The organism is Streptomyces sp. NPDC048523 (assembly GCF_043199815.1).
Taxonomy (GTDB): domain Bacteria; phylum Actinomycetota; class Actinomycetes; order Streptomycetales; family Streptomycetaceae; genus Streptomyces.
On the sequence record NZ_JBICWQ010000006.1, the window covers coordinates 297718 to 316285 of the forward strand.

The 18568-nt window shown below is 72.1% G+C and carries 14 protein-coding genes; 5 read left to right on the top strand and 9 right to left on the bottom strand.

Annotated features, from left to right (window positions below):
- Positions 1-6: 6 nt before the first annotated feature.
- The 6 genes from ACGFWE_RS30660 to ACGFWE_RS30685 all read right to left on the bottom strand — a co-directional run bounded on the left by ACGFWE_RS30660 (position 7) and on the right by ACGFWE_RS30685 (position 7387).
- On the bottom strand, positions 7-1464 hold the full coding sequence (locus tag ACGFWE_RS30660) for an aldehyde dehydrogenase family protein (protein ID WP_393603104.1): 1458 nt from the start codon (positions 1462-1464) through the stop codon (positions 7-9).
- Positions 1461-3194: an amidohydrolase family protein gene (locus tag ACGFWE_RS30665; protein WP_393603106.1), complete on the bottom strand. Its 1734-nt coding sequence runs from the start codon at positions 3192-3194 to the stop codon at positions 1461-1463. Before ACGFWE_RS30665 ends, ACGFWE_RS30660 begins: the two co-directional genes overlap by 4 nt.
- Before the next feature lie 14 nt (positions 3195-3208).
- Positions 3209-4327 carry an LLM class flavin-dependent oxidoreductase gene (locus tag ACGFWE_RS30670; protein WP_352388580.1) on the bottom strand — a complete coding sequence of 373 codons (1119 nt, stop codon included), beginning with the start codon at positions 4325-4327 and terminating at the stop codon, positions 3209-3211.
- A 131-nt stretch (positions 4328-4458) separates the two neighbouring features.
- Positions 4459-5229 (bottom strand): SDR family NAD(P)-dependent oxidoreductase, encoded by a 771-nt coding sequence (locus ACGFWE_RS30675; protein WP_393603108.1) that lies wholly within the window; start codon positions 5227-5229, stop codon positions 4459-4461.
- An 11-nt stretch (positions 5230-5240) separates the two neighbouring features.
- On the bottom strand, positions 5241-6155 hold the full coding sequence (locus ACGFWE_RS30680; RefSeq protein WP_352388584.1) for an LLM class F420-dependent oxidoreductase: 915 nt from the start codon (positions 6153-6155) through the stop codon (positions 5241-5243).
- The gene (locus ACGFWE_RS30685; protein ID WP_393603111.1) at positions 6155-7387 is read right to left on the bottom strand and encodes an amidohydrolase family protein; all 1233 of its coding nucleotides are present in this window, start codon (positions 7385-7387) and stop codon (positions 6155-6157) included. The genes ACGFWE_RS30680 and ACGFWE_RS30685 overlap by 1 nt, the downstream gene beginning before the upstream one ends.
- Positions 7388-7696: 309 nt before the next feature.
- On the opposite strand from ACGFWE_RS30685, the gene ACGFWE_RS30690 reads away from it, so the two are divergent.
- Together ACGFWE_RS30690 and ACGFWE_RS30695 are read left to right on the top strand one after the other, a co-directional pair.
- Positions 7697-10639: a BTAD domain-containing putative transcriptional regulator gene (locus ACGFWE_RS30690; protein WP_393603113.1), complete on the top strand. Its 2943-nt coding sequence runs from the start codon at positions 7697-7699 to the stop codon at positions 10637-10639.
- Between the two features lie 735 nt (positions 10640-11374).
- On the top strand, positions 11375-11563 hold the full coding sequence (locus ACGFWE_RS30695; protein WP_123989957.1) for a hypothetical protein: 189 nt from the start codon (positions 11375-11377) through the stop codon (positions 11561-11563).
- A gap of 84 nt (positions 11564-11647) precedes the next feature.
- Here the strand turns inward: ACGFWE_RS30695 and ACGFWE_RS30700 are convergent, their stop codons facing one another.
- Complete coding sequence (locus ACGFWE_RS30700; protein WP_393603115.1) at positions 11648-13198, bottom strand: FadD3 family acyl-CoA ligase; 1551 nt, start codon at positions 13196-13198, stop codon at positions 11648-11650.
- A gap of 105 nt (positions 13199-13303) precedes the next feature.
- On the opposite strand from ACGFWE_RS30700, the gene ACGFWE_RS30705 reads away from it, so the two are divergent.
- Genes ACGFWE_RS30705 through ACGFWE_RS30715 form a run of 3 tightly spaced genes read left to right on the top strand, consistent with a single transcriptional unit; the run spans position 13304 to position 15634 of the window.
- Positions 13304-14455, top strand: coding sequence for a lipid-transfer protein (locus ACGFWE_RS30705; protein WP_393603117.1), 1152 nt, complete (start codon positions 13304-13306; stop codon positions 14453-14455).
- A gap of 1 nt (position 14456) precedes the next feature.
- Positions 14457-14864: a Zn-ribbon domain-containing OB-fold protein gene (locus ACGFWE_RS30710; RefSeq protein WP_393603119.1), complete on the top strand. Its 408-nt coding sequence runs from the start codon at positions 14457-14459 to the stop codon at positions 14862-14864.
- Positions 14849-15634, top strand: a complete 786-nt coding sequence (locus ACGFWE_RS30715) for an enoyl-CoA hydratase/isomerase family protein (protein ID WP_393603121.1) — start codon at positions 14849-14851, stop codon at positions 15632-15634. The genes ACGFWE_RS30710 and ACGFWE_RS30715 overlap by 16 nt, the downstream gene beginning before the upstream one ends.
- On the opposite strand, the gene ACGFWE_RS30720 is transcribed toward ACGFWE_RS30715, so the two are convergent.
- Both ACGFWE_RS30720 and ACGFWE_RS30725 read right to left on the bottom strand, forming a co-directional pair.
- Positions 15631-16074 (bottom strand): hypothetical protein, encoded by a 444-nt coding sequence (locus tag ACGFWE_RS30720; RefSeq protein WP_393603123.1) that lies wholly within the window; start codon positions 16072-16074, stop codon positions 15631-15633. The two genes, ACGFWE_RS30715 and ACGFWE_RS30720, sit on opposite strands and share 4 nt — an antisense overlap.
- 59 nt (positions 16075-16133) lie before the next feature.
- Positions 16134-18482 carry a PQQ-binding-like beta-propeller repeat protein gene (locus ACGFWE_RS30725; protein ID WP_393603125.1) on the bottom strand — a complete coding sequence of 783 codons (2349 nt, stop codon included), beginning with the start codon at positions 18480-18482 and terminating at the stop codon, positions 16134-16136.
- Positions 18483-18568: the final 86 nt, after the last annotated feature.

The window sequence follows — 18568 nt, forward strand, 5'->3', positions numbered from 1 at the left end:
ACCCGCTCACCCCGGCCAGACGATCGACTGCACCTCGCTGTAGGCGTGCAGCGCGTACGAGCCGCAGTCCCGTCCGACCCCGCTGCTGCGGAAACCTCCGAACGGTGCCTCCATGTTGCGGCCGACCGTGTTGATCCCCACTCCCCCGGCCCGCAGCCGCCGTGCCACGCGGAAGGCGCGGGCCACGTCCGCCGACCAGACGTAGTCGATGAGGCCGTAGTCGCTGTCGTCGGCGAGTGCGATGCCCTCCTCCTCGTCGTCGAAGGGCGTCACGGTCACGACGGGGCCGAAGATCTCCTCGCGGACGACCCTCATCTCCGCACCGCAGCCCGCCAGAAGGGTCGGAGCGACGTAGAACCCCCGCTCGCACAAGGGCCGTTCGCCACCCGCGATCACCTCGGCACCCTCCTTGCGCCCGAGTTCGACATACGACTCCACCCGCTCCCGGTGCGCGGCGGAGATCACCGGGCCGACGACGGTGTCCGGCTCCCGGGGATCCCCGACCTTCAGCCGCCCGGCGTACGCGGCCAGCCTCTCCACCAGCCGCTCGTACACCGCCCGCTGCGCCAGCACCCGGGTCGGTGCCGTGCAGATCTGTCCGCTGTAGAAGGAGAAGGTGGTCCCGATCCCGGCCACGGCCGACCCGAGATCCGCGTCCTCGAAGACGAGGGCCGCGCCCTTTCCGCCCAGCTCCATCAACTGCCGTTTCATGGACCGCCCGCACACCTCGCCGATGCGCTGTCCGACCGCGGTGGAGCCGGTGAAGCTGACCATGTCGACGTCGGGCGAGTCGACGGCGGCCTCGCCGACCTCCACCGCGCGCCCGCTGACCACGTTCACGACCCCGCGCGGCACCCCGGCGGCCTCCAGCGCCTCCGCCATCCGGTAGACGGAGAGGGGGTCCTGCGGGGCGGGCTTCACGACCACCGTGTTGCCCATGGCGAGCGCGGGGGCGATCTTGCCCGCGGGGTTCGCCCAGGGGTTGTTGTACGACGTGATGCAGGTGACGACTCCCACGGGCTGCCGGACGGCCAGCGCGCCCATCACCGCGGCCCGCCCCATCGGCCCGGCGTCGTTGATCTGCGGCGGGATCGCCCACTCGGCGGGCTCGACCTGCGCGTACCGCCGGAAGCGGGCGGCGGCGACACCGACCTGCATCGCGCGGGCCGTGGCCGTCGTCGCCCCGGTCTCGGCCTGGGCGAGTTCGGCGTACGGAACCAGGCGGGAGCGGATGACGTCGGAGGCGCGGGCGAGGATCGCCGCCCGCTCCCCCGGCGCCGTACGCGACCACGGCCCGAAGGCCTCGCGGGCCGCGGCGCAGGCCGCGCGCACCTGATCCCGCGAGGCCTCCGGAGCCCACCCGACGGTCTCCTCGGCGGCCGGATCGACCACGGCGTAGTGCCCGCCGTCCGGCTCCACCCACTCGCCGCCGACGAACAGCCGTTGCTCCTCCGGCGTACTCACCTGGTGCTCACCGTCCGGGTGTCCCGCCCGGACCGCAGCACCCGGCCCGGTACGGCCCCGCTCACCACGTCGTCCCGGATCGCCTCGACCCCATTGACCCACACGGCCCGTATCCCGATCGCCCTGGAGTCCAGCCGCGGACTGTCACCCGGCAGGTCGTGCACCAGGGTGGCCGTGCCCGCGGCGATCCGCTCCGGGTCGAAGAGCACGAGGTCCGCATGGAAGCCCTCCTCGATCCGCCCGCGCTCCCGCAGGCCGAACAGCTGGGCCGGGTCGTCGGTGAGCATCTTCACGGCCTGTTCCAGCGAGGTCAGCTTCCGTCCGCGCAGACAGTCCCCGATGAAGCGGGTCGTGTACGGCGCCCCGCACATCCGGTCCAGGTGGGCGCCCGCGTCGGACCCGCCGAGCAGCACGTCCTCGTGCTGCCAGGCCTCGGCACGCATCGCCCAGGACGCCGGGTCGTTGTCGGTGGGCATGGGCCACAGGACCGTACGCAGGGAGTCGGCCGCGCAGATCTCGACCAGCGCGGCGAACGGCTCCTGCCCGCGCTCGGCCGCGATGTCGTCCACGACCCGCCCGCTGAGCCCGCGGTTGGCGTCGCTGTAGGTGTCGCCGATGACGTACCGCCCGAAGTTGGTCAGCCGCCGGAAGACGCCGGCCTCCTTGGCCTGGGACTGCCGGAGCAGTTCCTTCTGTACGTCCGGATCGCGGAGCTTCTCGATCCGCTCGGGGACGGGGAGCGCGAGGACCGGGCCCCAGCCGGGGATGAGGTTCAGCGCGCAGAAGGTGCCCAGGGACATGTTCATCGGGGTGAGGATCGGCATGGTCAACGCCACGACCCGGCCGCCCGCCTTCCTCGCCTGCTCGCTCGCGAACAGCTGCCTCGGCACCCGCTCCGGCACGGACGAGTCGATGGTCAGCACATTCCAGTTGAGCGGCCGCCCTGCCGCCGCGCTCATCTCCACGAACAGGTCGATCTCGGCGTCGCTGAACTGGTCGAGGCACCCGGCGACGATCGCCTCGATCTGGGTCCCCTCGTGCTCCGCGACGGCCCGGGACAGGGCCAGGAGTTCGGTGGGCAGCGCGTGCCGGGACGCCACGGGCTTTCCGTCCCCGTCGGAGTGCGTGGACGACTGCGTGGTGGAGAACCCCCAGGCGCCGGCGTCCATGGCCTCGTGGAACAGCCGCAGCATCGCCGCGAGTTGCTCCTCGGACGGCTGCCCTCCGATGGCCTCCGGTCCCATGACGTACCGCCGCAGCGCGCAATGGCCCACCATGAAACCGGCGTTGACCGCGATCCGGCCTTCGAGCGCGTCCAGGTACTCGCCGAAGGAGTGCCAGCTCCAGGGTGCGCCCTCCTCCAGGGCGACCAGGGACATCCCCTCGACCTTGGACATCATGCGGCGGGTGTAGTCGGCGTCGTCGGGGCGGTCCGGGTTCAGCGGCGCGAGCGTGAAGCCGCAGTTCCCGGCGGCGACCGTGGTGACCCCGTGATTGAGGGAGGGGGTCGCGTACGGGTCCCAGAACAGCTGGGCGTCGTAGTGGGTGTGGGGGTCGACGAACCCGGGGGCCAGGACGAGCCCCGTGGCGTCCTCGCCGGTCCGGGCGTCTTCGGTGACCCCTTGGCCGATCACGGCGATACGACCGTCCCGGATGCCGACGTCGGCGGTGAAGGCGGGCGCCCCGGTCCCGTCGACGACGGTCGCCCCCTTGATGACGTGATCGAGCATGGAACCGAACCCCCTCAGACGGATTCGCGGAACCGGGTCGTCCGATGCACCGGATCCGTGTCGATCTTCGGGATCACGTGCTCCCCGATGAGCCGGATCGTCTGCAGCGTCTCCTCCTTCGGCACCCCCACCGGCAGCCCGAAGCTCAGCTGGTCCGCCCCGGCCTGCTCCCAGCGCTTGCACTGGCGGACCACCTCGTCCGGGTCCCCGCAGATCAGCAGCTCCTCCTCGATGAGCAGCTCGACGAACTCCGCGGTGTACTCGGGCAGGGTCTCGGGCCAGACGGGGAACCCCTCGGGCCGCGGGAAGGTGTCGTGGTACCGGAAGACCAGCGACGGCAGGTAGTGCAGGTCCCCGCGCACGGCGATGTCGATCGCCTCGGCGTGCGTCGGCGCACAGATCGCCGTCGTCGTCACCATCACGTTGTCGTTGACGAAGTCCCCGATCGGCTCGGCGTCGACCACCGCCGTCTTGTACTGCTCCAGCACCCACTCCATGTCGGAGACCTTCTGCACGCTGAAGCCCAGCACCCCGAGCCCCTTGCGCGCGGCCATCGCGTACGACGGCGGCGACCCGGCGGCGTACCACATCGCGGGGTGCGACTTCCCGTACGGCTTGGGCAGGACCTTCCGGGGCGGCAGCTGCCAGTGCTTGCCCTGGAAGCCGGTGTACTCGTCCTGGAGCCACATCTTGGGGAACTCGGCGATGGTCTCTTCCCAGATCTCCTTGGTGTAGTTCATGTCGGTCACCCCGGGGATGAACCCGAGGATCTCGTGCGACCCGGCCCCGCGCCCGCTGCCGAACTCGAAGCGGTTCCGGGTGAGATGGTCGAGCATGGCCACCTTCTCGGCGACCTTCACGGGGTGGTTGACCTGGGCGAGCGGGTTGAATATCCCGGAGCCGAGATGGATCCGCTCGGTCGCGTGCGCGAGGTAGCCGAGGAACACGTCGTTGGCGGAGAGGTGCGAGTACTCCTCCAGGAAGTGGTGCTCGGACGCCCAGGCGTACTTGAAGCCGGACCGGTCCGCCTCGATGACGTACTCGGTCTCCTCCATCAGCGCCTTGTGCTCGGCCAGCGGGTCGGTCTCGGCGCGCTTGCCCACGTATCCCTGTACAAAGAGCCCGAATTCCAAGGAGGTTCACCGTCCCCAGTCTGTTCCCGACTGTTTCTGACACTCCGTCAGATTCCTGATCTGCCGCCGACTGTGGCACCGGGCGCATACAGCGTCAATAGCTGATGGCCAGTCAGATGGCCGCGAGGGCCTCAGATGACGGAGACCCCGGCGAGCCAGCCGCCGTCGATCACGAACGGCTGGCCGGTGATGTACGAGGAGTCGGCGGAGGTCAGGAACAGCGCGAGCGCCGCCACCTCCTCCGGCCGCCCGATCCGGCCCAGCGGCACGAGCTTGCGGTAGAACCGGTCGAGGCCCCGGGAGGCCTCCTCGGCGTCCGCGGACGGGTCCAGGACGGCCGGGTTGGACATCGCGGTGTCGACGGCCCCGGGGCACATGGCGTTGACGCGGATGCCGCGCGGCGCCAGCTCCAGCGCGGCGACCCTGGTGAGCCCGAGGATCGCGTGCTTGGAGGCCGCGTAGGCACCCACGCCCGCCATCCCGGTCACCCCGGTGTAGGAGGCCGTGTTGACGATCGTGCCCTGGTCGGACAGCACCGGCCCCACGGTCCTGATGCCGAGGAAGCAGCCGACCTGGTTGACGTTCACGATCTGCATGAACTCGTCGAGCGGTGTGTCCAGGAGGGAGTTGAAGCGCAGGATGCCGGCGTTGTTGACGAGCCCGTCGATGCGCCCGTACTCCTCGACGACGGCCTGGGTCGCCCGCCGCCAGTCGGCCTCCTGGCTCACGTCCAGGTGGACGTACAGCGCCCCGGTCTCCTCGGCGAGCGCCTTCCCCTGCTCGTCCAGCACATCACCCACGACGACCTCGGCGCCCTCCTCCCGGAACAGCCGGGCCTCCTGCTCGCCCTGTCCGCGTGCCGCGCCGGTGACGAGCACGACACGTCCGTCCAGCTTGCCCATGCGGTGACTCCTCAGAGGTGGGGGGCGATGTCGGCGCCGAACGCCGAGATCTGGTCGATGAGTTCGGTACGGCCGCGGCTGCGGAACCGCACCTGGAGCTGGTCCACGCCCATCGCGCGGTAGGCGCGCAGGGACTCGGCGAGTTCGTCGGGGCCGCCGCTGAGCGTGCGGCGGCCGACGTCCCACGTGGGCGTGCCGAGATGGAGCGGCTCGGCGATGGCCCCGACGCTGAACGGCCCGTCGCGGCCGGCTTCCGCCCGCAGCCGCCGTATCCGCTCGATCTGCGCGGGCAGCCGGTCGCGGGGGTCGCCCTGGGGCAGCCATCCGTCGCCCTTGAGGGCGGCCCGGCGCACGGCGGCCGGGGAGGAACCTCCGACCCACACCGGTACACGGGACTGCGCGGGCCTCGGACGCTGACCGAGGCCCTCGAAGTCGTAGAACTTGCCGTGGTGTTCGGGGAACTCGTCGGGACCGAGGGCTGTGCGCAGCGCGTCGATCGACTCGTCGAGGACGGCCCCGCGCCCGGCGAAGTCGACCCCGAGCGCCTCGAACTCCTCCTGCACATGTCCCGCGCCGACTCCGAGGATCAGCCGGCCGCCGCTGAGATGGTCGAGGGTGGCGTACTGCTTGGCGGCGACCAGGGGGTGCCGCAGCCCGACCACCGCCACATGACTCAGCAGGCGCACGCGTTCGGTCACGGCCGCCAGGTGGGCGAGGGTGGCGACCGGGTCGTACCAGACCGTGCTCATCGCGGGGGCGAGGCGGCGCGGGATCGCCACGTGGTCGCAGACGGCGATGTACGCGAACCCGGCGCGGTCGGCGGCCCGGGCCACCTCGACGAGGTCCTCCGGACCGGCGCCGGCCTCCCAGGGCTCGGCGTAGATCGTGGACTGCGACTGGACGGGGAGCTGGATGCCGTACTCCATCACTTCGGGCCGCCCCAGAGGCCGTCCGGGGTGAGCCCGAGCAGCTCGATGGCGTTGCCGCGGACGATCCGCTCGACCACGTCGGCGTCCAGGTGCCCCATCTGGGCCTCGCCGACCTCGCGGGACTTGGGCCAAGTGGAGTCGGAGTGGGGGTAGTCGGTCTCGTACAGCACGTTCCCCACACCGATGGCGTCGAGGTTCTTCAGCCCGAAGGCGTCGTCGAAGAAGCAGCCGTAGACGTGCTCGGTGAAGAGTTCGGACGGCGGGCGGTGGACCTTGTCGGCGACCCCGCCCCACCCACGGTTCTCCTCCCACACCACGTCGGCGCGCTCCAGGATGTAGGGGATCCAGCCGATCTGGCCCTCGGCGTACATCACCTTGAGGTTCGGGAAGCGCTCGAACTTGCCGCTCATCAGCCAGTCGACCATCGAGAAGCAGCAGTTGGCGAAGGTGATGGTGGAGCCGACGGCGGGCGGGGCGTCGGCGGAGGTGGAGGGCATACGGCTGCTGGAGCCGATGTGCATCGCGATGACCGTGCCGGTCTCGTCACAGGCGGCGAGGAAGGGGTCCCAGTCGTCGGAGTGGACGGAGGGCAGGCCCAGATGCGGGGGTATCTCGGAGAAGGCGACGGCACGGACGCCGCGGGCGGCGTTGCGGCGTACCTCGGCGGCGGCGAGCTCGGCGTCCCAGAGGGGTATGAGGGTGAGCGGTATGAGGCGCCCCTGCGCCTGGGGGCCGCACCACTCCTCCACCATCCAGTCGTTGTAGGCCTGGACGCAGAGCAGGCCCAGTTCGTGGTCCTTGGCCTCGGTGAAGGTCTGGCCGCAGAAGCGGGGGAAGGTCGGGAAGCAGACGGCGGACTGGACGTGGTTGACGTCCATGTCGGCGAGACGGGCGGGGACGTCGTACGACCCCGGGCGCATCTGCTCGTAGGTGATGACCTCCAGCTTGATCTCGTCCCTGCTGTAGCCGACCGCGGTGTCGAGGCGGGTGAGGGGGCGCTGGAGCCCCTCGTACAGCCACCAGTCGCCGAGCGGTCCGTCGTCACCCGGGGCGCCCATCACGGGCTTGAAACGACCGCCGAGGAAGCTGATCTCCTTGAGCGGGGCGCGGACCGTGCGGGGGCCGGTGTCGAGGTACTTCTTCGGGAGCCGGTTCTGCCAGACGTCGGAGGGCTCCACCGTGTGGTCGTCGACGGAAATGATCTTCGGAAGTGCCGTCGTGGTCTCCATGCCGCTCACGGTAGCGCCGATCTGACGGTCCGTCAGCTCCGTGAACGGCGGCCGATGGGACGGTTCCGGTGCGGAAGTGTGCGAAGGCCGAGTGAGAGCCTTGTGACATCCCGCGCGTCCTCCTGTGATCAGCCTCTCCACAGCTGACGCATCCGCCGCGGACAAGGCAGACTGACGGGGTTGTGAACAGGCCCTAGGGGGACGGCGATGGACGGTGCACCGCGAGTGCCGGAGCAGAGAAGTCCCGGCGCCTCGACGGGGGCCGGGGAGGATGTGGGGTCGGTGGGAGCCGGGCAGCACACGAACTCCATGACCAGAGACGGGCAGCACACCACCGACCCGACGCCCCCGCCCCCGCCCCTGCGCTTCTCTGTGCTCGGGCCGGTGCGGGCCTGGCGCGGTGAGGAACTGCTGAACACCGGTTCACCCCAGCAACGTGCCCTGCTCGCCGCCCTGTTGCTGCGTGAGGGCCGTACCGCTACCGCCGCCGAGCTGATCTCCGCCCTGTGGGGCGAGGAGCCGCCGGAGCAGGCGCTGGCCGCTGTGCGCACGTACGCCTCCCGGCTCCGCAAGATCCTCGACCCGGGGATCCTGGTCAGCGAGTCCGGTGGGTACGCGATCCGCGGGCTCGGCGAGGACGCGCTGGACCTCCCCGCCGCCCAGGAACTCGCCACCCGGGCGGAGAAGGCCAGGAGCGCCGGAGACCTGTGCCACGCGCGGGAGATCCTGACCCGGGCGCTGGGGCTGTGGGACGGCGAGGTGCTCGCCGGCGTGCCCGGGCCGTACGCCGAGGCACAGCGCGTGCGGCTGGAGGAGTGGCGGCTGCAACTCCTGGAGACCCGGCTCGACATGGACCTGGAGCAGGGCTGCCACGCGGAGGCGGTCTCCGAACTCACCGCCCTCACCGCCGAGCACCCCCTGCGCGAGCGGCTCAGGGAACTCCTCATGCTCGCCCTCTACCGCAGCGGCCGGCAGGCCGAGGCCCTCGCGGTCTACGCCGACACCCGCCGCCTGCTCGCCGACGAACTCGGCGTCGACCCCCGCCCCGGCCTGCGCGAGCTCCAGCAGCGCATCCTCCAGGCCGACCCCGGCCTCGCGGAACCCTCCTCCCCGCAGCCCGAACCGGTCGCCGCACCCGTCCGCCCCGCCCAACTCCCGGCCACCGTCCCGGACTTCACCGGCCGCGCCTCCTTCGTCAGTGAACTGAGCGAGGTGCTCGCCTCCGGCTCCGAGGGCCGCGTGATGGCCGTCTCCGCACTGGCCGGCATCGGCGGCGTCGGCAAGACCACGCTGGCCGTGCACGTGGCCCACCAGTCCCGCTCCGCCTTCCCCGACGGACAGCTCTACGTCGACCTCCAGGGCGCCGGCGCCCGGGCCGCCGACCCGGAGACGGTCCTCGGCGCCTTCCTCAGAGCCCTCGGCACCGCCGACTCCTCGATCCCCGACTCCCTGGAGGAGCGGGCCGCCCTGTACCGCTCGGTCCTCGACGGCCGCCGGATCCTCGTCCTGCTCGACAACGCACGCGACGCGGCCCAGATACGGCCCCTGCTCCCGGGCACGGAAGGCTGCGCGGCCCTGGTGACCTCCCGGGTGCGGATGGTCGACCTCGCCGGGGCCCACCTCGTCGACCTGGACGTCATGTCCCCCGACGAGGCACTCCAGCTGTTCACGAAGATCGTCGGCACGGAGCGGGTCGCCTCCGAGCGCAAGGCCGCCCTCGACGTGGTCGCCGCCTGCGGCTTCCTCCCGCTCGCCATCCGCATCGCCGCCTCCCGCCTCGCGGCCCGCCGCACCTGGACCGTGTCCGTCCTCGCGGCGAAGCTCGCGGACGAGCGGCGGCGGCTGGACGAGTTGCAGGCCGGCGACCTCGCCGTGAAGGCCACCTTCGAGCTCGGCTACGGCCAGCTGGAGCCCGCCCAGGCCCGCGCCTTCCGCCTGCTGGGCCTCGCCGACGGCCCGGACATCTCGCTGGCCGCGGCCGCCGCCGTACTGGACCTGCCCGTGGAGGACACCGAGGACCTCTTGGAGGCCCTCGTCGACACCTCGCTGCTGGAATCGGCGGCGCCCGGCCGCTACCGGTTCCACGATCTCGTACGGCTCTACGCGCGTGCGTGCGCCGAGCGGGACGAGTGGCCGCCCAGTGAGCGGGAGGCCGCGCTGTCGCGGCTCCTGGACTTCTATCTCGCGACCGCGGCGGCCGTGTACGCCATCGAGCGGCCCGGCGACCGGCTGGTGGAGCACCTGGAGGAGATCCGCTACCCCGGACTGTCCTTCGAGGACCGCCACACCGCCCAGGACTGGCTGTACGCGGAGGCCAACGCCCTGCTCGCCTTCGTCCAGCAGTGCGCGAAGGGGGCTCTGCTGCGGCGCGCGGTGGATCTGCTGTGGGTGGCGAAGGACCTGGCCGAGTCGGGGGCCAACGCGAAGCAGTACGAGGTCGCCGCCGTCGCCCTGCGGGACGCGGCCGACGCGGCGGACGACCCGCGCAGCCGCGCGCGTGCGCTCACCACGCTCACCAACGTCCATCTCGTCGCCGGCCGCTTCGAGCAGGCCGACGCGGAGGCCCGGCTGGCCATGGACCTCGCCCGCGCGGCGGACGACCTGGCGCCCCGCTGCTGGGCCGCCAACGACCGCGGCATCATCGCGCTCTACCAGGGGCGTCACCCCGAGGGCGAGGCGTACCTGAAGGAGGCCATCGAGAGCTTCCGGCTCGACCGGAACCTCGCGGGCGAGGCGAGCGCGCTGTGCAACCTCTCCCGTATCCAGCTGGCCATGGGGCAGAGCACCAGCGCCGTGGAACTCGCCCAGCAGGGCATCGTCATCTACGACCGGCTGGGGCACACGCTCCGTGGGGCGAACGGCCGTTACGCGCTGGGCCTGGCGCTCACCGGACAGGGACGCCTCGAAGCGGCCGTGGACCGGCTGACGGAGGCACTCGAGGTGTTCCGCGACAGCCGGCAGCGGCTGTGGGAGGGCATGACCCTCTTCCGGCTCGCCGAGGCGCACCTCGCCGGCCACCGGCCCGCGCAGGCCGCCGCCCTCACCGAGCAGGCCCTGGCCGTACTGCGGGGCATCGGCGGCGAGTGGCGGCGCGGCAACGTCCTGACGGTCCTGGGCCGCGCCCTCAGCGGGCTCGGACAGCCCGGCCGGGCCCAGGCGTGCTGGCAGGAGGCGCTGGGCATCTTCGAGCAACTGGGCTCACCGGAGGCCACCGACGTACGACTCCTCCTCACCCCGTCGGCCACCGTGTAGCCCGCCTGCGCCCGCCCTCGCTCACGGCGCCGACAGGGATGCCGGACCGACGACGCTCGACTCCCGCTCACCCCACCGACAGGCGTCGGACCGCCACGTCCGACTCTCCGGCTCACGCCGACGCACGCGCGGCGGGGGCCGTCGGCGCCCGACTCCAGCACACGCCACCGACAGGCGTCGGACCGCCACGTCCGACTCCGGCTCACGCCGACGGCACGCGTGGCGGGGGCCGTCGGCGCCCGACTCCAGCACACGCCACCGACAGGCGTCGGACCGCCACGTCCGACTCCGGCTCACGCCGACGGCACACGTGGCGGGGGCCGTCGGCGCCCAACTCCAGCACACGCCACCGCCCCACCCACCGCCACCGACACCCGGCTCCCCCTCACCCCGCCGACAGGGGTGGCAGGCCTCCGCCTCCGACTCCCCCGCACGCCCACGGCACGCGTGGCGGGTGCCGTCGGCGCCCGACTCCAGCACACGCCGCCGCCCCACCCACCACCACCGACACCCGGCTCCCACCGACCACGCCGCCTGGGCCCGTCCATGGGCGTTCATCGTTCGTTTATCGCCGCGCGGCACCCTCAGGGTGTCGATCCGTCGCGTCGGGGGGCAGACGGGTCAGCGGTGGTCTCCATCGCTAGGGTTACCGACCCTGACATGCCCGTCCGGCGACCCTCGGGGGAGTCGCCGGGCGGGCATCGGCCCATCACACCAACGGGAGAGTCACCACCCATGAGTGCAACCGAGAAGCAGGACGGCACGGTCAAGCCGCTCGACAACCACGCCACGGGGACCGAGGACGAGGTCAAGCCGCTCGACAACCACGCCACCGGCGCCGAGAAGGTCGTCACCCTGGCCGCCGGCACGACGGACGGCACGGTCAAGCCGCTCGACAACCACGCCACGGACGAGAAGGCCTGACAAGGACTTTCCACGCACGGGGATCGGCCGCGGCGGCGCGGAGGGGGAGCCGTCGCGGCCGAGGCGTGTCCGGGGGCGGGTCCTTCAGGACCGTCGCAGCTCCCCCTTCACCACCTTTCCGCTCGCGTTCCTGGGCAGCGCCGCCACGAACTCCACCGACCTCGGCACCTTGTAGTTCGCCATCTCCCGGCGGGCCCAGGCGATCAGGTCGTCGGCGGTGAGGACCGAGCCCGGGCGGCGGACCACGTACGCCCTGCCGACCTCGCCGAGCCGGGCGTCGGGCACGCCGACGACCGCCACGTCGGCCACCGCCGGGTGCAGGCCGAGGAGTTGCTCGATCTCCGCCGGGTAGGCGTTGAAGCCGCCGACGATGAACATGTCCTTCAGCCGGTCGGTGATCCGCAGGTTCCCGGAGGCGTCCAGGACGCCTATGTCCCCCGTGCGCAGCCAGCCGTCCTCCGTCACCGCCTCCGCCGTGGCCGCCTCGTCCTCGTAGTAGCCGCGCATCACGTTGAAGCCGCGGACCAGGACCTCACCGGGCTCCCCCGACGGCGCCTCGACCCGCACCTCCGTCCCCGGGATGGCCCGTCCGGACGTGGACGCGATCACCGGCAGCGGGTCTCCGCGCCGGCACATGGTCACGATGCCGCTCGCCTCCGAGAGGCCGTAGGCGGTCAGGACCGTCTCCACGCCCAGTTCGCCGTGGAGTTGCTCCACCAGACGCAGCGGCACCACCGCCGCGCCCGTCACCACCAGGCGCAGCGCGGACAGGTCGTGGGAATCGCGCGCCGGGTGGTCCAGGAGCGACTGGTGGAGGGTGGGCGGGCCCGGCAGCACCGAGACCCGTTCCGCCGCGATGTTCGCCAGCACGGTATCCACGTTGAACACCGGCTGCGGGATCATCGTCGCCCCGCGCATCAGACAGGCGATCACCCCGGCCTTGTAACCGAAGGTGTGGAAGAAGGGGTTCACGATCAGGTAGCGGTCGCCGTGCCGCAGCCCGGCCAGTTCGCACCAGACGTCGTACGCCCGCAGGGTCTGCTCGTGGGTGATCACCGCGCCCTTGGGGCGGCCCGTCGTCCCGGAGGTGAAGACGATGTCGGAGGGCCAGGACCCCTCGACGGCCGAGGCCCTCGCCCGTACCTCCGCCCGACCGACCCCGTCCCCGCTGGCCAGGAAGTCCTTCCAGGTGCGGTAGTCGGCGGGGGCGTCGTCCGACAGCACCACCACCTGCTCCAGCTCCGGCAGTCCCGGTCCCTGGGCGACCGCCCGGCGCAGGGACGCCACGTACGAGGTGCCCAGGAAGGTGCCGGTGACGAACAGCAGCCGGGTCCCGCTCCTGCGCAGCACGTCCGCGGCCTCGGTGCCCTTGAAGCGGGTGTTGAGGGGGACCAGGACCGCCCCGGCCGACACCGCGCCCAGCGCCGAGACCATCCAGTCCAGGGAGTTGGGGGCCCAGACGGCCACCCGGTCGCCCGGCCGTACGCCGTTCGCGATGCACGCGGCCGCCGCCCGTTCCACGCGGGCGCCCAACTCGCCGTACGTGACCCGGTTGCGGCCCTCCACGACCGCCTCCGTGGCGGCGTACCGCTCCGCCGCCCGGCGGACGAGCTCCGGGATGCTCCGCCACTCCACATCGGCCTCCCCGAAAGCGGAAACGCATTAGCTGACTACCCGTCAGATTAGCTGTAGCCTGACGGGCTGTCAGCAGGCCTCACAGTGTGCGGAGGTGCGTGCAGCGTGACCCTCAAGGACGCCACGGCGATCGTCGGTATCGGACGGACCCCGTTCGCCAAACACCTCGCCGAGGACGAGCGGACCCTGGCCTGCCGGGCCGTTCTCGCCGCCCTCGACGACGCCGGGATCGCGCCCGGCGAGGTCGACGCCCTGGCCTCGTACACCATGGAGGAGACGGACGAGGTCGAGCTGGCGAAGGCCGTCGGCCTCGGTGACCTCACCTTCTTCAGCAAGGTCGGGTACGGCGGCGGCGGTTCGTGCGCGACGGTCGCCCATCTCGCGGCGGCCATCGCGAGCGGCCAGGCGAGCGTCGGTGTCGCCTGGCGGTCGCGCAAGCGCGGCTCCGGGCCCCGCCCCTGGACCAACACCACCGTCCAGCTCCCCACCCCGGCCCAGTGGACGAGACCCTTCGGCCTGCTCCGGCCCGCCGACGAGATCGCCATGCTCACCCGCCGCTACATGCACGAGTACGGCGCCACCCGGGACCACCTCTTCAACGTCGCCCTCGCCTGCCGCAACCGCGCCAACCAGAACCCCGCCGCGATCATGTACGACCGCCCCCTGACCCGCGAGATGTACATGACCTCCCGCTGGATCAGCGAGCCGCTGTGCCTCTTCGACAACTGCCTTGAGACAGATGGGGCGTTGGCGTGTGTGCTGGTCAGCAGGGAGCGTGCCCGCGACTGCCCCACCACCCCCGTCTACGTCCACTCCGCCGCCCAGGGCCTGCCCGCCCAGCACCACGGCATGGTCAACTACTGGAACGACGACCCGCTGACCGGGCCCGCCTGGACCGCCGCCCGACACCTGTGGAAGAACGCCGACTTCACCCCGCAGGACGTCGACGTGGCCCAGATCTACGACGCGTTCACCTCCCTCGTCCCGCTCTCCCTGGAGGGCTACGGCTTCTGCGGTCGCGGCGAGGGCGGCGCCTTCACGGAGGGCGGCGCCCTGGAGATCGGCGGACGGCTGCCGATCAACACCGGCGGCGGAGGGCTGTCCGAGGCCTATGTGCACGGCTTCAACCTCATCGACGAGGGTGTACGGCAGCTGCGCGGGACCAGCACCGCGCAGGTGCCGGACGCCGCGACCTGCCTCGTCACCGCCGGCGAGGGCGTTCCCACCTCCGCCCTGCTGCTGACCAACAGGAGCTGACATGCTCGAACCGGTGAAGGACGCCACGGGCGCCCCCTTCTGGGAGTACGCGGCCCGGGGCGAACTGCGCGTCCAGGCCTGCGCCGACTGCGGCGAACTCCGCTTCCCGCCCCGGCCCTGCTGCCCGCACTGCCAGTCGTTCGCCGAGGAGTGGCGCCCGGTCTCCGGGCGCGGCCGGATCTGGTCCTACGTCGTCCCGCACCCGCCGCTTCTGCCCGACTACGCGGCGCTGGTGCCGTACAACGTGGTCGTGGTCGAGCTGGAGGAGGCTCCCCGGATACGGCTGATCGGCAATCTGGTCGCCGTGGCCGGGGCGCCCATCGACTCCCTCGATCCGGGCCGGATCCGTATCGGCGCCCGGGTGCACGTGGTGTTCTCGGACGGGATTCCGCAGTGGGTGCCGGCGTGAGGGGCCTCAGGATCACCGCCGACAAGGACACCGGCGTCGCGGTCGTCACCCTCGACCGGCCGCACCGGCTGAACGCCATCGACCTGGAGATGCGGGACGAACTCGTCGCCGCCTGGCGGGAGTTGCGCTTCGACGACTCCGTACGGGCCGTGGTCCTGACCGGCGCCGGGGAGCGGGCCTTCTGCACGGGCCTGGACCGGGACGCCGAGGTTCCGCAGCCCAACTCTCCCTACATGGCGGACGATCCGCTCCTGCGTGCCGGGCCCAAGTCCAACGACCTCTGGAAGCCGGTCGTCGCCGCAGTGAACGGGATGGCCTGCGGGGGCGCCTTCTACCTCCTGGGCGAGAGCGACTTCCTCGTCGCCGACCCGGCCGCCACCTTCTTCGACCCGCACACCACCTACGGCATGGTCAGCGCCTACGAGTCGGTGCTCATGGCGCAGGTCATGCCCCATGGAGAGGCCGCGCGGCTCGCACTGATGGGCACGGCGGAACGACTCTCCGCCGAGCGCGCCCACGCCATCGGGCTCGTCACCGAACTCACAGGGCCGGGCGGGGCGTTGGCGGCCGCGACCGCTGCCGCCGAGATCATCGCCGGGTATCCGCCGGAAGGGGTGCAGGGCACGGTCCGCGCGCTCTGGGCGGCCAAGGAGGCCGCCGTGGCACAGGGCTTCGCGCAGGCGGCGCACCTCGTCGCGCTCGGGAACCTCCCGCCGGACCGGCAGGCGGAGCTGTTCCGTTCCCGGCAGTCCGGATTCCGGGTGCGCTAGCGCACCAGGTCGGCTTCCGGCTCCACCTGGCAGTGGTCGAGTTCGGCCAGGACGGACCGGTCCGCCTTCACCTGGACGTTCGACGTGCCCCTCGCGGGCACGTTGATCTGCTTGGTCTGCGAACTCAGCGCCTTGCCCGCCGCGTCCGCGAAGGCGAACTCGACCTCGAAGGTGGCCTGCCGGCTGTTCGGGTTGGTGACCTCGACCGTCGCGTAGGGGGTCGCCGTCGTCGCGCAGCTCACCACGCGTGCGGTGCCGTCCTCGAGTGCCGAGCTGCTGCTGCGGGTGCTGGTCGTGCGCGGTGTGTAGCTGTCGTGGTTCTGGCGGGAGCTGCTGCAGCCACCGCCGCTGTCACTGTCGCTGTGACTGCTCTTGTGCCGCCCGCTGCTCTTGTGCCCGGTGGAGAACCCCGTCAGCGACAGGACCACCAGCACCGACACAGCCGTGAATTTGAGAACGCGCCCCCGTGTATGCATGTGATCACTCTAACGGCGGAACGCTAGGTCCGCGCCGTTCCCGTCCCCTTCTCCGCGTCCAGCGCGTACACGCACCGGTCCTTGCTGCACGCGTACACCACCCCGTCCTTGACCACCGGCGACCCCGTGATCTCCCCGCCGGTGGCGAGCTTCCAGCGCAGGCGCCCGTCGTCGGCCTTCAGGGTGTAGAGCAGGTGGTCCGTGGACCCGAAGTGGATACGGCCCTCGGCCACCGCGGGCGCTCCCACGATGTCCCCGCCGGCCTGGAACCGCCACTTGGGCGTGCCGGTGACCGCGTCCAGCGTGTAGAGCCCCTTGCCGCTGCCCACGTGGACATGACCGCCGGCCACCAGCACCGGTTCGACCGACGCCCGGGCCTCGGTGGCGATGCGCCAGCGGTCGCGGCCGTCGGTCGCGTCGAGGGCGTACACCGTGCCGAGGTAGTCGGCGAGGTAGATCCCGCCGCCCGTCACCGCGGCCCCGGGCACGAAGGTCGGCGGGCACAGGAAGACCGCCGGGGCCTCGAAGTGCCAGCGGACCCGTCCGCTCGCCACCTCCAGGGCCATGACGCGCGTCCCGGCCGAGATGTACACGTACCCGTCGTGGGCCTGGGCCACCCGGACCGGAACCCCGCCGCAGGAGGCCGCGTCACCGATGGGGAACGCCCAGCGCTCCTCGCCGGTGCGGGCGTCCAGGGCGCGCAGGCGGCCCTCCTGCCAGACGTAGACCGTGCCCTGGTGGAGGGCGGGTCCGGCCTCGGGGGACTCGAAGTCGGTCTGGCAGCCGGCGATCTCCCAGAGCTTGTGCCCGTTGGACGCCTCCCAGGCCTGGACGCCACCGCCGCGGGTGCCGGTGATGACTGTGCCGTGCTCGGCCTTGAGGGAGTACACCCAGGCGTCCGTGCCGAGCCGCCACTGGTCGGCGCCCTCGCGGGCGTCGAGGGCGAAGAGGGTGGGGCCGTCGGAGGCGTGGATACGGCCGTCCGCGACCGCCATCGACCAGGCCACGTCCCGCGTCTTGAAGCGGCGGCGGCCGGTTCCGACGTCCAGGGCGTGCACCTCGAAGGAGGTGACGTAGACGAGGTCCCCGGCGACGGCCGGGGTGCCCCACACGTCGTTCGACATGCGGAACCGCCAGGGCCGCCAGCCCGCCGCGTTCTCCGGCGGGGCGGGCGGGGGCACCGGTACGGCCGGGCCCACGGCGGCGTCGGTGCCGTTGACACCGGGGCGCGGCCGGGACCAGGAGGCGACCAGGCCGGCCTCCGGCGGGGGCGCCTTCACGGCGGCGGCCCGGGCGTCGGCGACGCGCGGTCCGGGCCCGATGGGCACCTGGGCACCCGCCAGGCGCACCGGGCCGGTGTCGGGGGCGCCGGCCGGGACGGGCACGGGCGGCGGCGGGTCGTAGGAGGGCGGCGGCGGTACGACGGCGGGGCGGCCGGCTCCGCTGCGGGCACCGCCGGTCTGAGTGGGCGCCGGGCGCCCGCCGCGCCGGGTCTCGATCATGGCGACGGCCTTCTCGGGCAGCCACGCCGACGCCGTACCGCTGTCGTCGGAGCCGGAACCGAAGAGGTGGGGTGCCAGCTGGGCCTGGAGGTCGGCCGGGTTGGGACGGGCGGTGGCGTCCATCTGCATACAGGACTCGATGAGCGGACGCAGCTCGTCCGGGAGTCCTTCGAGGTCGGGGCCCTCGCGCAGCAGCATGAAGACCGTCTCGACCGGGTTGGCGCCGTGGAAGGGCGGGTGGCCGGTGGCGGCGAAGACGAGCATGGAGCCGAGCGAGAAGACGTCGCTGGCGCCGGTGACGCTACGGGAGTCCTTCGCCTGCTCGGGGGACATGTAGGCGGGGGTGCCGACGGCGACGTTCGTCATCGTCAAACGGGTGTTCGAGACGCCGGACGCGATACCGAAGTCGATCACCCGGGGCCCGTCCTCGACCACCAGGACGTTGGAGGGCTTGAGGTCACGGTGGACCAGACCGGCGCCGTGGATGGACTGCAGGGCCTCGGCGACGCCCGCCGCGAACCAGCGCACCGCCTGGGCCGGGAGCGGCCCGCACTCGTTCACTATCTCTTCGAGGGAGGGCGCGGGAACGTACGCGGTGGCCAGCCACGGCACCGCCGCGCGCGGGTCGGCGTCGACCACGGCCGCCGTGTAGAAGCCGGAGACCGCCCGGGCCGCCTCCACCTCCCGGGTGAAGCGGACGCGGAAGAGCTGGTCCTCGGCGAGCTCCGTACGGACCGTCTTGATCGCCACCCGCCGGCCCGACGCCGAGCGCGCGAGATAGACCAGCCCCATGCCGCCGGCACCGAGCCGTCCCAGCACCTCGAACGGCCCGATCCTGCGCGGATCGTGCTGCGTCAGCTGATCCACCACTCTGCCTGCCACCTCCCCGTACAAGCCGCGCCACCCACATATGTACGCGACCCCGTGCAGCGTCTCACCACCGCACCGCCATGGCG